At 66.3% G+C, this 12,514-nt stretch carries 19 protein-coding genes and 1 other RNA gene; 10 read left to right on the forward strand and 10 right to left on the reverse strand.

All coding sequences use genetic code 11. The features are described from left to right. Window positions 1-29: 29 nt before the first annotated feature. Window positions 30-251, forward strand: a complete 222-nt coding sequence (locus NJD74_RS07340) for a membrane protein (RefSeq protein ID WP_019183220.1) — start codon at window positions 30-32, stop codon at window positions 249-251. An 82-nt stretch (window positions 252-333) separates the two neighbouring features. Here the strand turns inward: NJD74_RS07340 and NJD74_RS07345 are convergent, their stop codons facing one another. The 3 genes from NJD74_RS07345 to NJD74_RS07355 all read right to left on the reverse strand — a co-directional run bounded on the left by NJD74_RS07345 (window position 334) and on the right by NJD74_RS07355 (window position 2,441). Continuing rightward, a complete protein-coding gene (locus NJD74_RS07345) occupies window positions 334-1,206 on the reverse strand; it encodes an endonuclease/exonuclease/phosphatase family protein (protein WP_070470248.1) in 873 nt (290 codons plus the stop codon). Window positions 1,207-1,306: 100 nt separating this feature from the next. Further along, window positions 1,307-1,975 (reverse strand): hypothetical protein, encoded by a 669-nt coding sequence (locus NJD74_RS07350; RefSeq protein ID WP_319623886.1) that lies wholly within the window; start codon window positions 1,973-1,975, stop codon window positions 1,307-1,309. A 55-nt stretch (window positions 1,976-2,030) separates the two neighbouring features. Continuing rightward, window positions 2,031-2,441, reverse strand: coding sequence for a g-type lysozyme inhibitor (locus NJD74_RS07355; RefSeq protein ID WP_319623887.1), 411 nt, complete (start codon window positions 2,439-2,441; stop codon window positions 2,031-2,033). A gap of 272 nt (window positions 2,442-2,713) precedes the next feature. Between NJD74_RS07355 and NJD74_RS07360 the strand changes: the two genes are divergently transcribed. Both NJD74_RS07360 and NJD74_RS07365 read left to right on the forward strand, forming a co-directional pair. After that, entirely contained in the window at window positions 2,714-2,884 is a 171-nt protein-coding gene (locus NJD74_RS07360) for a hypothetical protein (RefSeq protein ID WP_019183216.1), read from the forward strand. Window positions 2,885-3,013: 129 nt separating this feature from the next. Then, complete coding sequence (locus NJD74_RS07365; protein WP_037553151.1) at window positions 3,014-3,349, forward strand: hypothetical protein; 336 nt, start codon at window positions 3,014-3,016, stop codon at window positions 3,347-3,349. A gap of 17 nt (window positions 3,350-3,366) precedes the next feature. On the opposite strand, the gene NJD74_RS07370 is transcribed toward NJD74_RS07365, so the two are convergent. Continuing rightward, window positions 3,367-3,636 (reverse strand): hypothetical protein, encoded by a 270-nt coding sequence (locus NJD74_RS07370; RefSeq protein WP_070470240.1) that lies wholly within the window; start codon window positions 3,634-3,636, stop codon window positions 3,367-3,369. A gap of 210 nt (window positions 3,637-3,846) precedes the next feature. Here NJD74_RS07370 and NJD74_RS07375 point away from each other — a divergent pair, with 210 nt between their 5' ends. From NJD74_RS07375 to NJD74_RS07390, 4 genes are all read left to right on the forward strand, one after another. Then, complete coding sequence (locus NJD74_RS07375; protein ID WP_319623888.1) at window positions 3,847-5,352, forward strand: MFS transporter; 1,506 nt, start codon at window positions 3,847-3,849, stop codon at window positions 5,350-5,352. A gap of 4 nt (window positions 5,353-5,356) precedes the next feature. Further along, the gene (locus NJD74_RS07380) at window positions 5,357-5,908 is read left to right on the forward strand and encodes a TetR/AcrR family transcriptional regulator (RefSeq protein WP_019183212.1); all 552 of its coding nucleotides are present in this window, start codon (window positions 5,357-5,359) and stop codon (window positions 5,906-5,908) included. Window positions 5,909-5,978: 70 nt separating this feature from the next. After that, window positions 5,979-6,275 carry a hypothetical protein gene (locus tag NJD74_RS07385; RefSeq protein ID WP_284129555.1) on the forward strand — a complete coding sequence of 99 codons (297 nt, stop codon included), beginning with the start codon at window positions 5,979-5,981 and terminating at the stop codon, window positions 6,273-6,275. A 24-nt stretch (window positions 6,276-6,299) separates the two neighbouring features. Then, window positions 6,300-6,839: a hypothetical protein gene (locus NJD74_RS07390; protein ID WP_139146271.1), complete on the forward strand. Its 540-nt coding sequence runs from the start codon at window positions 6,300-6,302 to the stop codon at window positions 6,837-6,839. 277 nt (window positions 6,840-7,116) lie between these two features. Here the strand turns inward: NJD74_RS07390 and ssrA are convergent. From ssrA to smpB, 4 genes are all read right to left on the reverse strand, one after another. Next, window positions 7,117-7,519, reverse strand: a transfer-messenger RNA (tmRNA) gene (ssrA, locus tag NJD74_RS07395). Window positions 7,520-7,626: 107 nt separating this feature from the next. Further along, window positions 7,627-7,980, reverse strand: coding sequence for a hypothetical protein (locus NJD74_RS07400; protein ID WP_019183168.1), 354 nt, complete (start codon window positions 7,978-7,980; stop codon window positions 7,627-7,629). 137 nt (window positions 7,981-8,117) lie between these two features. Further along, window positions 8,118-8,546, reverse strand: coding sequence for a GNAT family N-acetyltransferase (locus NJD74_RS07405; protein WP_319623889.1), 429 nt, complete (start codon window positions 8,544-8,546; stop codon window positions 8,118-8,120). After that, window positions 8,546-9,049, reverse strand: coding sequence for an SsrA-binding protein SmpB (smpB, locus tag NJD74_RS07410; RefSeq protein WP_019183166.1), 504 nt, complete (start codon window positions 9,047-9,049; stop codon window positions 8,546-8,548). Before smpB ends, NJD74_RS07405 begins: the two co-directional genes overlap by 1 nt. 57 nt (window positions 9,050-9,106) lie before the next feature. Here smpB and NJD74_RS07415 point away from each other — a divergent pair, with 57 nt between their 5' ends. Both NJD74_RS07415 and NJD74_RS07420 read left to right on the forward strand, forming a co-directional pair. Continuing rightward, window positions 9,107-9,535, forward strand: a complete 429-nt coding sequence (locus tag NJD74_RS07415) for a type II toxin-antitoxin system RatA family toxin (protein ID WP_026069778.1) — start codon at window positions 9,107-9,109, stop codon at window positions 9,533-9,535. A gap of 3 nt (window positions 9,536-9,538) precedes the next feature. Further along, window positions 9,539-9,799, forward strand: a complete 261-nt coding sequence (locus tag NJD74_RS07420; RefSeq protein ID WP_319623890.1) for an RnfH family protein — start codon at window positions 9,539-9,541, stop codon at window positions 9,797-9,799. A gap of 16 nt (window positions 9,800-9,815) precedes the next feature. Here the strand turns inward: NJD74_RS07420 and bamE are convergent, their stop codons facing one another. After that, a complete protein-coding gene (gene bamE / locus NJD74_RS07425; RefSeq protein ID WP_019183163.1) occupies window positions 9,816-10,208 on the reverse strand; it encodes an outer membrane protein assembly factor BamE in 393 nt (130 codons plus the stop codon). A gap of 104 nt (window positions 10,209-10,312) precedes the next feature. Here bamE and fur point away from each other — a divergent pair, with 104 nt between their 5' ends. After that, window positions 10,313-10,720 (forward strand): ferric iron uptake transcriptional regulator, encoded by a 408-nt coding sequence (fur, locus tag NJD74_RS07430; RefSeq protein WP_070470227.1) that lies wholly within the window; start codon window positions 10,313-10,315, stop codon window positions 10,718-10,720. Window positions 10,721-10,845: 125 nt separating this feature from the next. Here fur and recN read toward each other — a convergent pair whose 3' ends face one another. After that, a complete protein-coding gene (gene recN / locus NJD74_RS07435) occupies window positions 10,846-12,507 on the reverse strand; it encodes a DNA repair protein RecN (protein ID WP_319623891.1) in 1,662 nt (553 codons plus the stop codon). Between the last annotated feature and the right edge of the window lie 7 nt (window positions 12,508-12,514).

The raw sequence follows: 12,514 nt of genomic DNA on the forward strand, positions 1-12,514 counted from the left end.
CTGTCCGTCCGCGTGTGCAGGAGCCGGGCATGGGATCCGGCGCGGGGCTTTCGCGCGGTGTCATCGCGCTGCTGGTCGCCGCGATCATCGTGGTCGCCATCGGATTCGCCCGCTTGACCGAAGGCCTGTTCGAGATCGGCCTGATCGCCACCGGTGTGTTCATCGCCATCGGCGCGCGGATCTGCCAGGCACGCGAGCAGCATCAGGCGCTTTACCAGCTGCTGCAGCAGATCGATGAGCGGCAGCCGTGATCGGCGGCGGGAAAGCGCAGGGCCGCAGGGCGGCCATGCGCAAGCCGATGGACGGTGCTATGACCGCCCATCGCGCATCTGCTTACCGGACCGTCGGCGTCGATGCGGGGAACCGCAGCTCGGCCTGGACCGGGTAGTGGTCCGAAGGCAGCACGCCACCGGGTTTCTGGTCCAGCGTGCTGAAACGGTCCACGCTGAAACCGCGTACCAGGATCCAGTCCAGTTCCACCGTCGGTTTGCCGGTGAAATCGTGGAAGGTCAGGCGCGGGCCTTCGACCTTGCCGGCGAGTTCGCGGGCATCGCCCAACGCGGCAGTGAAGGCCTTGTAGGTGTCGCTGCCGGGTTCACTGTTGAAATCGCCGGTGACCACGACCGGGATGTCCTTGGGCAGCGTCGCCAGCCGCGAGACGATCAGCTTCGCACCGAGCTCGCGGCGCGGCTCATCTTCCTCGCGGTAGGGCAGGTGGGTGTTGAACAGGTAGAAGCGTTGGCCGTCGGCCTGACGCTGGAACAGCGCCCAGGTCACCATGCGCGGGAACAGGTTGCCCCAGGTGATGCTGCCCGGCACATCCGGCGTATCGGAGAGCCAGAAGTCGCCCGATTCGAGCACCTTCAAGCGCGCGCTGTCGTACAGCACGCCCATGTGTTCGTCGGCGTTGCCGCCGCGGCGGTCCCTGCCGAACAGGGTGTAGCCCGGCAGGTGCGCGACCAGGTACTCGCCCTGTTTCCGCACCAGCTCCTGGGTGCCGATCACCTCGGGTTTCTGTTCGCGGATCAGCGTGACCATCGCATCGCGGCGGTCTTCCCAGCGCTTGCCGGGGTCGGTATCGGCCGGCGTGCGCACGTTGAACGACATGACTTTCAACGCGTCCGGTGCCTGCGCCCAGGCGCTGCCCAGCGGGGCGGCAAACATCATCAGGGCCAGCAGCGCGGGCCGGTGGAAACGAAACAGCATGTGGAATCCCTCCATTCCATGAAAACGTTCCCAAAGGGTCGCATGGAAGGGCGGGGAAAGGATATGCGCGACATGGCGGTTGGGCGGAGCGCCGGTCGGATCAATTCGACAGCAGGATCACCCCGATCGTGATGTTGATGAGCGATCCCAGCACCAGCACCCATACCGTGGAGAGGATCGTATTCAACCATGAGCGTTGAAGCGCGACCTTCAGCCATCCGGCCTGGACCACCGCATACCACAGCGCGGCGATCACCCCCACCGCAGTGCCGAGCACGGTCGACAGCTCGCCGGGCAGCCGTACGAACACCATGCTGGTGGACAACGTCACCGCGAACGGGGCGGTCAGGTAGCACTGCATGAAAAACGGTCGGCGCAGCGACTCCCGGGTCATCGGCACATGCTTGCGCCGCAGCAGGTGCGTCGTGGTCACCAGCGGCCAGATGGCGAAGGTGATCGAGCGGTACAGCAGCAGGCTTTCTTCGTTGCCGAAAATCGAACGCGACAGCGCACCGGTGCCGACCACCTGCTGGTGCAGCATCAGCTCCACCCCGTGTGCGACCAGCACCGACAGCATCAGGAACATCGGCGGGCTGATCGCATCGTCGAACTGGCGGTCCAGCTTTTCCTTCAGCTCGGTATCCACGTACTGGGCCATCCGCCGCGGATGCACCACCACGCGGTACAGCGTGCGCGGGAAGAACAGAAACCAGGTGCACAGCTCGTAGAGAAACTCTTCCAGCGACCGCAGCAGTTTGAGGAAGTCCATCCCGGGCCCCTTGCGTGGACGAAACCGACACCCCCGAGGATACCCGGGGCTGGCCTCAGCGGATGGCGACGGTCAGGCTGTGCGGTGCCTTCTCACCCCGGCGCGCCTGCGCACGCATCTGGTAGACCTGCACCACATAGGTGCCCGTGGACGGCAGGGTGCCGCTCCAGCGCCGGGTCTCGTCGTTGCTGCCCAGGGCCTCGCCGTGGCCGGGCGTTACGCCGGGCGCGAATACATTGAAATTGGCATTGGGGCTGCCGTCGATCGTGACCGCCATGGTCTGGCCGGCACGCGCGGCGATCGTGTAGCGGACGGTGTCATAACCGGACAACGTCCCACGCAGAGTGGCGCTGCTGGCGCCCTTGGTGAAGTGCACGGGGGTGGTGGTGACCTTGTCCGCCGCGGTGGCCAGCATCGGCGTCAGGGCGAGCAGGGCGGTCAACAGCAGCGAGCGGAGCGGCGTCATGGCACATCCTCGGTGGGGGCCCGGCAAGGGCCTTTCGTCGCGAGCATGAGCGCGCGCCCATCAAGGGACTGTCGATGCGCTGCAGATCACCGCTACCGGGCAGTGAACGCACTGTGCTCTCTCGGTGTCGTTTTCCAGTGCGTTCTGAATTGTTTACGCAGGTGCCCGGCGCGTGCAGGGCGCGCCGCCCGCCACGCACACATGGGTAACGCGGGCAGGCCTAGCGTGGTTTCACCGGCACCACTTCGATGCCGAACACCGGAGATACGGCAATGGCCAACACCCCGAACCCGCAGCAGGGTCAGAACGATCCGCAGCGCAACACCCCGCAGCAGGGCCAGCAGGATCAGCAGGATCAGCGCGACCGTGACGCCCAGAAGCAGCAGCAACAGCAGGATCAGCAGGGCCAGCGGTCGGGCCAGCAGAGCGACCAGGAAGAATAAGGCCAGGCATGACGCACCGAGGGCCCGGCCGATCTGGCCGGGCCTTTGTGCGTCATGGGCAATCACAACGCTTCAGCCATCGCCAGTCGCCGTCGGGCACCGCAGCGGCTTACCGGCTACCATGCCCGCATGAGCATTCCTCTTCCCGACAGCAGCGTGCCACGCCTGCTGGGATTCGACGTCCCGACCCTGCAGACCATCGTCGACCATGGTGCGGACGAGGCGATCGTGGCGATGTTGGATGTCGCCCCCGATGCCCACTGGTTGAAGCTGTTCGACGAACGCGTCGCCGCGCTCAAGGGCGAGCTCGGCCTGGCCGGGGTCGAACTGGACGGCACCTCGATCCTGTTCTTCGGCTCCATCGCCGACAGCCGCCGCCTGGCGACGGCCGTGTCGGCCCTGATCAATGCGATCAACATGGAAGTGGCCGGGCGCAACGCGCCTTTCCAGCCGACCGCACCGTAACCCAGCCGGCACGGCGCTCAGGAATCGATCCGGGAGGCACGCAGCCGGAGGACCTCGCTTCGTCCCGGCTCGGCAACGCCATGGGGCGACGGGCAGCTGCCGCGTATTTCGGTAACCCACATCACCATCATGCCGACGATGCGGGTGGCATCGCCCGGCCACTGCGCTACCAGCCGGTCGTGGATACCGTCGTACACCGCCCATCGCTCGGCCGCCGACCGGCCGCGCGTCCAGCACTGCTCCAACTCGGCGTGTGCCTGCCGAAATGCCTCTTTCTGTCCGTCCATAGTGATCCCCGACACCGTGCATACCGGGCAGGCGTACCTGCGCGGGTGAGCCCCCCTGCCATGTGACCAACGCCAGTCGCCACGCAGACCGGCCACGCCCGCGGTTGCGCACGGCAGTGCCTGCCGCAGGCTGAACCCACCGGGGGTGCGTCGTCATAACCAAACAGGACGTCCTGTATAGTTACTGCCCGCCCGAAACGTTCGCTCCCCATGACCCCCACCAAGACCCAGCGCTGGAGCCTGTTGCTCACCGTGGCCGCCGGCCTGCTGCTGATCACGCTCGACAACTCGGTGCTGTACACCGCCTTGCCCACCCTGACCGCCGAACTCGGCGCCACGTCGCTGCAGGGGCTGTGGATCATCAACGCCTATCCGCTGGTCATGGCCGGCCTGCTGCTCGGCGCAGGCACCCTCGGCGACCGGCTGGGGCACCGCCGTATGTTCCTGATCGGCCTGGTGATCTTCGGCATCGCCTCGCTGCTGGCTGCGTTCGCGCCGGACGCCAACCTGCTCATCGGCGCCCGCGCGCTGCTCGCGGTGGGTGCCGCGGCGATGATGCCGGCCACCCTGGCGCTGATCAGCCTGACCTTCGCGGATGAGCGCGAGCGCAATCTGGCGATCGCGGTCTGGGGCTGCATTTCCATCATTGGCAGCGCGATCGGCCCGATCGTCGGCGGCGTGCTGCTGGCCCATTCCTGGTGGGGTTCGGTGTTCCTGATCAACGTGCCGATCGTGCTGCTGGCGATGGTTGGCGCCGTGCTGTTCGCGCCGCACGGCACGCCCGATGCGAGCAAGCCGTGGGACCTGATTTCCTCGCTGTTGAGTCTGGTCGCGTTGTCCGGCCTGGTGGTGGCGATCAAGGAAATCGCGCATGCGCCGCCGAACGGGCCACTGGCCGCGGGCGCGGCGCTGGTCTTCGTCGTGGGTCTGGTGCTGTTCCTGCGTCGCCAGCGTCGCCTGCCGTATCCCATGCTTGACGTGGCGATCTTCCGCAATGCGCCGTTCCTGGCCGGTGTGCTCTCGGCGGCCTTCGCGATGTTCGCCATCGCCGGCCTGCAGCTGCTGACCACCCAGCGCTTCCAGCTGGTCGCCGATTACACACCGCTGCAGGCCGGTCTGCTGGTGTCGGTGGTCGCGCTCGGCTGCCTGCCCAGCGCGATCTTCGGCGGCGCGTTCCTGCACCGCGTCGGGCTGTTGCCGCTGATCACCGGTGGGCTCGGCGTGGGTACCGCCGGCGTGCTGCTGGTCGCGGTGACCTTCGGTAGCGACCTGGGCTGGACCATTACCGGGTTGCTGCTCACCGGGCTCGGCATGGGCGCGACCATTTCGGTCGCTTCCACGGCCATCATCGGCAACGTGCCGCCGCACCGCGCCGGCATGGCGTCCTCGGTGGAGGAGGTGTCCTACGAGTTCGGCAGCCTGTTCGCGGTCTCGCTGCTGGGCAGCCTGATTGCCGCGCTGTACTCGGCAACCGTGTCGCTTCCGGACGGCGTGGACGCCGCTGCGGGTGAGAGCATCCAGCAGGCGTTCGCTCTGGCCGCGCAGCCCGGTGCCGATGCAGGGTGGCTCGGTGCTGCCGCCAGCGCCTACGACGCCAGCTATGTTTGGGTACTGTATGTGATCGCCGCCGTGCTCCTGGTCGGCACCGTCGTCACCGGCATTCTGCTGCGCCGTCACGGCTCCGGCAGCGCCACCACTGTCTCCCACGCCCACTGACTCCATGCGCCCGAGCAACCGAACCAACATCCTTGATGCCGCCGTCCGCGTGATCGAACGCGACGGCATCACCGCGCTCACCTTCGAGGCGGTCGCCACCGAATCCGGCATCGCCAGGGGAGGGCTGCTGTACCACTTCCCCTCGCGCGACGCGCTGCTCCAGGGCATCCATCAGCACCTGGCCGGCGTGTGGGAGGCGAGCTTGATCGAGGTGGCCGGCAAGCCGGCCGAGGCCGCCGATGCCACCGAGCGCTACCAGGCCTACGCACTGACCTGTGCGCAGACCGCTACGCGCGCCGAACTCCAGCTGATGTTCGACGCGGCGGCGACGGACGAGAACGTGCAGCCCTGGGCGACCGTGGCCGAGCGCTGGTCGCCGCCGACCCCGCAGGACCTGAGCGACCCGGCCGCGCTGGACCTGTTCATCGCCAAGCTCGCCGCCGACGGCATGTGGGTGTTCGAAGCGCTGTCGCGCTCGCGCCTGCCGCCGGAGGTGGGGCAGGCCATCGCCGACCGGCTGGCGCAGATGATTGCCGCCGCTTCAAACACAGCGTGATTTCCGTCATGCGGGTAACCTTGGCGGTTCACTTCTTGAATGACGGGGCCGCCTGATGGATTACCAGCTTGTGATCAAGTTCTGGCGCAAGTCGCTGGACGATGAGGCATTCCTGGCGACGCTGGAGGCCGAGCTGACCGCCGCGCTCGGCAAGGCCGCGACGCTGGACGGCTATGACGTCAGCGCGAAAGAGATCAACCTTTTCATGTTCACTGCGGATCCGCGGCCGACGTTCCGGAAGACCAAGGATGTGCTGGAGGCGATGGGCGTGCTGCACAGTGTTTCGGCAGCATACCGGCTGGTGGGTGGCGCGCAGTTCACGTCGGTCTGGCCACTGCGGATGGCGCGGAAATTTACCTTGCCGTGAGGCACAAAAAGGTGGGGACCTTCGATGTCTGCACTCGCTGGCCAGCAGCATTGCCGTCGCGTCATCCCGCTCGGCAGCCAGCCACGCCCTGAATCAGAGAAGTCCCGCGCCGCTTCAAAGGTCATGACAAACCCAACTGCGGACGCGTACGCGGTCACGTTGGCGAGGTCACGGCAGGATCAGCAACCCAGCCACATGCTTCACGGTGCTAGGATCAAATCGCCGAGCAAAAATCGGCAATTTCTCAATAAAGGATCTATTGTGAAGCTCTTCAGTGCGATGCTTGCATTAACGGCTGCGGCGGTTGCAACGCCTGCTTTTGCGGCTCAGCCGGTGCACTGCCCCACCTGCGTGACCGATGAGGACTTCCGCCAGCGCGCAATCCTCGAAGAAGCGGTAACGAAGGCTGGCGGGACATATTGGGTCTATAACCTGCCCGCGGGCACGGTCCAGAAATGGTACATCCCGCCCTCCGAGGGCGAAGAGGAGGCGGCGGTACGCCGCGATCCGTCTGGAACAGCGCGGCAACTGCCGCAGCGCCACGAGGCCAGCAGCAGCCCGTAGAGGCTCATGCGCAGGCCGAGGTCCAGAAGGGTCAGGTGCCACCACCGACCATCAACAGGATGAGATCTCCAAGTAGAGACCGCCGCGGTCGAACAGGTTCGGGGTCTTCTCGGCCGGGTTGGCGCGCCGCAAGGCAAGATGGGTGAGCGGGGGCATCGCCCCCACGGTCTCACGAGCTGCAACGCACGGGGCCTGACGATGCCGGAAATAAAAAAGCCCGGGAACCCCCGTTGTATAAGGGTTCCCGGGCTTCTTGGGATTCTTTCGAACCCCTCATTGGTGGAGGTGGGCGGAATTGAACCGCCGTCCGAAGGCACTCCATCCCCGGTACTACATGCTTAGCTCACCGTTGGATCTCATCCTGTGGCAGCACGGTGTGCAAAGCGCACCCCAGGACCAGCCTGCTTTAGTTAAGTCGTGACTGACAGGCAGCCATCACAACCGGTTCCGTGATAATGACCCTACATCTACGAGCACGGGCACAAGTAGGTTCGGGGGTTCGCCTAAGGCGGCTGTAGAACTAAACGCTAAAGCTGTTTTTAGGCAGCGATTGCGAAGTCGTTCGAACCGTAGTTGTCGTCGTTGGCAACTAAAAGTTTGCTGCTGGATTAACGAGGAAAGCTGCCCCCTCGGCATGCACCAAGTAACTTCACAACCCCCGTCGAAACCAATGCACCCCCGGTTTCTTCAAGAACCGCACTTCATCCGGAAAACAGCGCCGGACGTCTACTTGACGGAATGGATGCTACTCCAATCCGGCTGAACAGTCACCTTGCCTGTCTGCCGCTTACTTCTGCAGCTGGCGGCGGCTGTCGGCCTTGTGGCGGGCCTTTTCCTTCTTCAGGCGGTTGTGCTCGTTGCGCACGGCCATCGCCTGCTTCTTGGCCTGCGGCTCGACCCGGGCCATCAGCGATTCCACCTGGGCGACCAGCCGGCGGTGCTCCAGGGTGTCGTAGCTCTGCGTTTCCGAGGCAACGCGCTTGGCGTTGCGGATCAGGTAGGTCAGCACCTTGAGCAGCGCGGCCGGGTCCATCGCGCGGGCGAGTTCGTCAAAGATGAACTCCAGCGCGGCCACGTCGGCGCGCAGGGTGGTCAGTTCGTCCGCCGCCAGTGCGGGTGCCGGGGTAGTTTCAAGTGTCACGCGCGGATCCTTTCCGTATCAATGCGGGGATTCTGACAGCTGCGCGGGCCTGGCGGGGAAAGATCACTGTCCTGCCGGGGCCGCAGGGTCAGGCCGGCCTTGGCGATACGCGGCGCTGGCAGCGCCCGGGCAGGGCGTTAGAGCCGCTTGCGCAGGTACAGGCGATGGTGCCCGGGCGGGAAGTCCTGCAGCCGGCCGAACACCTCATAGCCGTGCTTGAGGTAGAAGCCCTCGGCCTGCCAGGAGAAGGTGTCCAGCGTCACCGCGTGTGCGCCGAGCGTGCGGGCCTGCTGCTCGGCATCGGCCAGCAGCGCCTGGCCCAACCCTTGGCCACGCTGGCTGGCGTCCACCCACAGCGCATGCACCATCAGCCAGCCACCGCAGACGTCGGCGGCGATCCCGGCCACCACCCGGCCGGTAGCATCGTGGATCACCCGGTTGACCGGCTGATCGTCCAACGCATCGCCACTGGCGGCCTGGTTGAAAGCCAACAGGCCGGCGAACACCGCGCGGGTGTCCTCGGTGCTGGCCGGCTGGATCCCCGGTGCGGCCACCGTGCGCGTCATCACGCGTCGCGGTTGTGCCGACGCATGGTGCGCGACTTCTCGCGCGCCCAGTCGCGGTCCTTCTCGGCATCGCGCTTGTCGTGCGTCTGCTTGCCCTTGGCCAGCGCGATCTCGAGCTTGATCTTGTTCTTGCTCCAGTACATCGCGGTGGGCACGATCGTGTAGCCGTCGCGCTGCACCTTGCCGATCAGCTTGTCGATCTCGTTGCGATGCAGGAGCAGCTTGCGGTCCCGGCGGTCGTTGGCCACCACGTGGGTGGAGGCTTGGATCAACGGGGTGATCTGCGCACCGATCAGATAGATCTCGCCATCACGCACGTAGGCGTAAGCATCGATGATGTTGCCGCGCCCGGCGCGGATCGACTTGACCTCCCAGCCCTGCAGGGCCAGGCCGGCTTCGAAGCGATCTTCGATGTGGTACTCGTGCCGGGCACGCTTGTTGAGTGCGATGGTTTTGTTGGCCGTCGCGCCCTTTGCTTTATCCTTGCCGCTGTTCTTGCTCATTTCCCTATTGTCTCCGATTCGGGCACGCCCGGTCGATTCATCAGACATCTGTATCGCATGCCAACTATCCGCCGTAGTGCCCTGGTCGAACATTCGGCTGCCCGCATGTTCGACCTGGTCAATGATATTGACGCCTATCCGCGCCGCTTCCGCTGGTGCTCGGCCTCGCAGATCCTGGAGTCCGGCCCGGACCGCCTGGTCGCGCGCCTGGATCTGGGCTTCGGTTCGTTCTCCACCTGGTTCATGACCGAGAACACGCTGCAACGCCCGCACAGCATCGATATGCAGCTCAAGGACGGGCCGTTCAAGCGCCTGCACGGTCGCTGGGAATTCCACGCGCTGGCCGAAGATGCCTGCAAGGTCACGCTGACGCTGGAGTTCGAGCCGACCTCACGTCTGCTCGGTCCGGCTCTCGCGCTGGGCTTCCAGGGCCTGGCCGACCGGATGGTCAATGATTTCGTCCGCGTCGCCGACGCCCAGGACTGAGCCGTGATCACGGTCGAGGTGGTGCTGGCCTGGCCCGATCGGGCCGCCTCGAAGGTGCTGACCCTCGCCGGGGGCACCACCGTCGCCGAGGCCATCGCGCTGGCCAGCATCGAGGGCAGCGACCAGTGCCCGGCCATGGCCGTGCATGGCCTGCTGGCCAAGCCGGATCAGGTGCTGCGCGAGGGCGACCGGGTCGAGCTGCTGCGTCCGCTGCTGGCCGACCCGAAAGACAACCGCCGCCGACGCGCCCGCGCCGGCAGCTGAGTGAAGAACGCGGGCCTCAGCGGCCGCGCTTCTTCTTGTCCTTGGGCAGGTTGCGGCCGAACTGGCGCAGCGTGCTGCGGGCCAGCTGGGCGTCGTCGCTGGCGAAGTACTCGCCGTCCCAGCGGGTGACCGCGTCGTTTTCGAAGTAGACGGTGAAGTTCTTCACTTCGGTCTTGCCGACCCGGTTCACGCGCTGGCTGGCGGTGTAATCCCAGCGCTGGGCATGGAACGGGTCCGGGATGGAGGGCGTGCCAAGCAGGGCGTTGACCTGCTGCTTGCTCTGGCCCACCTGCAGCTGACCGACGGCCTGCTCCCGGATCAGGTTGCCCTGATAGATGGGTTGCTTGTAAATGATGCCGCAGCCCGTGGTGGACAGGGCAACGGCGGCGACCAGCAGGAGATTGCGCATCGGGGAATGGCGTTTGGGGAAATCGAGTCGATGATACACTCCCGACGTGTCGCCGCGACCCAATCCGAGGCAGCTGGCGCTAAATCGCCAATGAACGGAGAACTATGGAAACCCACGACCTGCGCAAAGTCGGCCTCAAGGTGACCCACCCGCGTATGCGGATCCTGGCGCTGCTCGAGCAGCGCAATGCCAGCCACCACATGACCGCCGAAGACATCTACCGCCAGCTGCTGGAGCACGGTGATGAGATCGGCCTGGCCACGGTGTACCGGGTGCTGACCCAGTTCGAGGCCGCCGGCCTGGTGCTGAAGCACAATTTCGAAGGCGGCCAAGCCGTCTACGAGCTGGATCGCGGTGGTCACCACGACCACATGGTCGATGTGGACAGCGGCAAGATCATCGAATTTGAAAGCCACGAGATCGAAGAGCTGCAGCGCAAGATCGCGGCCGACCATGGCTACGAGCTGGAAGAGCACTCGCTGGTGCTCTACGTGCGCAAGAAGCGCCGGTAACGGGCCGCTGGCGGCCCGGATGCGATCAAAAAACCCCGGGCATGCCCGGGGTTTTTGCTTTCAGCGCCAGGCGCCGGATCCGGCGGGGAGCCGGCCAGCGGCCGGCACTACCCATCACGTGGCCCTCAGACCTGCAGCAGCTTGCGCGCCGCAGCCCGGGCTTCCTTGCTGACTTCCACGCCGCCCAGCATCCTGGCCAGCTCTTCCTCGCGGGCCTTGGTATCCAGCTTCTCGACCGCACTCTGGGTCATGCCGTCCACCGGGGCCTTGCTGACCCGGTAGTGGGCGTGGCCCTTGGAGGCGACCTGGGGCAGGTGGGTGACGCACAGCACCTGACGCTTCTCGCCCAAGGCGCGCAGCTTCTGCCCGACGATGTCGGCCACGGCGCCGCCGATGCCTGAATCGACTTCGTCGAAGACCATGGTCGGCACGGCATCCAGGCCCAAGGCGGCGACTTCGATCGCCAGCGAGATGCGGGACAGTTCACCGCCCGAGGCCACCTTGCGCAGGGCGCGCGGCGGCTGGCCGGCGTTGGCGGCAACGAGAAACTCGACCCGCTCGGCCCCGTTCGGGTCCGGCTTGACCACGCTCTGCGGCTCGATATCGATCAGGAACTGACCGCCGCCCATGCCCAGCTCGCCGATCAGGGTGGTGGTGGTGTCCGACAGGGCCTTGGCAGCCTTCCGGCGGCTGGCGCTGAGCACCTCGGCCACGGTCTTCCACTGGCCGGCGGCACGGTCGATCTCGCCGGCCAGGGCCTGCAGGCGCTCGTCGGCACCCCGCAGCTGCTCGACTTCGGCCTCCATGGCATCGCGGTGCTCGCCCAGCGCTTCCATCGGCACGCGGTGCTTGCGGGCGAGGTCGTGCAGGCGGCCCAGGCGTCGCTCGATGTCCTCGAACTGCTCGGGGTCGGCATCCAGGTCGTCGTGGACGCGATCAAGCAGGGACAGCGCTTCGTCCAGCTGGATGGCGGCGCTGTCGAGCAGGGTATCGACCTCGCCGAGCCGGCTGTCGTGCTCGGCCACGCGGGCCAGATCATGCCGGGTCTGCTGCAGCAGCTGCAGCACCGAGACCTCGTCATCGCCGTTGAGGCGGCTGACGGCCACGTCGCAGGCGCCGATCAGCGCGCTGGCATGGGCCTGGCGGCGGTGGCTGCTGCCCAGGGTGGCGATCGAGGCCGGGTCCAGATCCTCACGCTTGAGTTCGCTCAGCTGGTGCTCCAGGTAACCGATCCGATCGCTGACATCGCCCTGGCGCGACAGCGCCTCGGCTTCGTCCACCAGCGCCTGCCAGCGTGCCGCGGTCTGGCGGACCTGGGCGCGCTCGGCGTCGTTGCGGGCGAAGGCGTCCAGCAGCGAGAGTTGCGAGGGGCGCGAGAGCAGGGCCTGCTGTTCGTGCTGGCCGTGGATCTCCACCAGCATGCCGGCCAGCTCGGTCAGCTGGGTCAGCGTCACCGGGCGGCCGTTGATGAAGGCGCGCGAACCGCCATCGGCGCGGATCACCCGTCGCAGTTGGCACTGTTCTTCGTCGTCCAGCTCGTTGTCGCGCAGCCACTGGCGGGCCGGCGCATCGGCCGGCGGCGCGAATTCGGCCGAGAGCTCGGCGCGGGCGGCGCCGTGGCGGACCACGCCGCTGTCGGCGCGCAGCCCGGACAGGAAGCCCAGCGCGTCCACCATCAGCGACTTGCCCGCGCCGGTTTCACCCGAGACCACGGTCATGCCGGCGCCGAATTCCAGCTCGGTGGCGCGGACGACCGCGAAATCCTTGATCGATAGATGTCTAAGCATGGTCTAC

This window comes from Stenotrophomonas sp. RG-453 (assembly GCF_033843685.1).
In the GTDB taxonomy this organism is placed as follows: Bacteria; Pseudomonadota; Gammaproteobacteria; order Xanthomonadales; family Xanthomonadaceae; genus Stenotrophomonas; species Stenotrophomonas bentonitica_A.

Excerpts from the sequence above, each read along its gene's own strand:
- NJD74_RS07340 (WP_019183220.1), top strand. The coding sequence starts at position 30 with ATGGGATCCGGCGCGGGGCTTTCGCGCGGTGTCATCGCGCTGCTGGTC.
- NJD74_RS07345 (WP_070470248.1), bottom strand. The coding sequence starts at position 1,206 with ATGCTGTTTCGTTTCCACCGGCCCGCGCTGCTGGCCCTGATGATGTTT.
- NJD74_RS07350 (WP_319623886.1), bottom strand. The coding sequence starts at position 1,975 with ATGGACTTCCTCAAACTGCTGCGGTCGCTGGAAGAGTTTCTCTACGAG.
- NJD74_RS07355 (WP_319623887.1), bottom strand. The coding sequence starts at position 2,441 with ATGACGCCGCTCCGCTCGCTGCTGTTGACCGCCCTGCTCGCCCTGACG.
- NJD74_RS07360 (WP_019183216.1), top strand. The coding sequence starts at position 2,714 with ATGGCCAACACCCCGAACCCGCAGCAGGGTCAGAACGATCCGCAGCGC.
- NJD74_RS07365 (WP_037553151.1), top strand. The coding sequence starts at position 3,014 with ATGAGCATTCCTCTTCCCGACAGCAGCGTGCCACGCCTGCTGGGATTC.
- NJD74_RS07370 (WP_070470240.1), bottom strand. The coding sequence starts at position 3,636 with ATGGACGGACAGAAAGAGGCATTTCGGCAGGCACACGCCGAGTTGGAG.
- NJD74_RS07375 (WP_319623888.1), top strand. The coding sequence starts at position 3,847 with ATGACCCCCACCAAGACCCAGCGCTGGAGCCTGTTGCTCACCGTGGCC.
- NJD74_RS07380 (WP_019183212.1), top strand. The coding sequence starts at position 5,357 with ATGCGCCCGAGCAACCGAACCAACATCCTTGATGCCGCCGTCCGCGTG.
- NJD74_RS07390 (WP_139146271.1), top strand. The coding sequence starts at position 6,300 with ATGTCTGCACTCGCTGGCCAGCAGCATTGCCGTCGCGTCATCCCGCTC.
- NJD74_RS07405 (WP_319623889.1), bottom strand. The coding sequence starts at position 8,546 with ATGACGCGCACGGTGGCCGCACCGGGGATCCAGCCGGCCAGCACCGAG.
- smpB (WP_019183166.1), bottom strand. The coding sequence starts at position 9,049 with ATGAGCAAGAACAGCGGCAAGGATAAAGCAAAGGGCGCGACGGCCAAC.
- NJD74_RS07415 (WP_026069778.1), top strand. The coding sequence starts at position 9,107 with ATGCCAACTATCCGCCGTAGTGCCCTGGTCGAACATTCGGCTGCCCGC.
- bamE (WP_019183163.1), bottom strand. The coding sequence starts at position 10,208 with ATGCGCAATCTCCTGCTGGTCGCCGCCGTTGCCCTGTCCACCACGGGC.
- fur (WP_070470227.1), top strand. The coding sequence starts at position 10,313 with ATGGAAACCCACGACCTGCGCAAAGTCGGCCTCAAGGTGACCCACCCG.
- recN (WP_319623891.1), bottom strand. The coding sequence starts at position 12,507 with ATGCTTAGACATCTATCGATCAAGGATTTCGCGGTCGTCCGCGCCACC.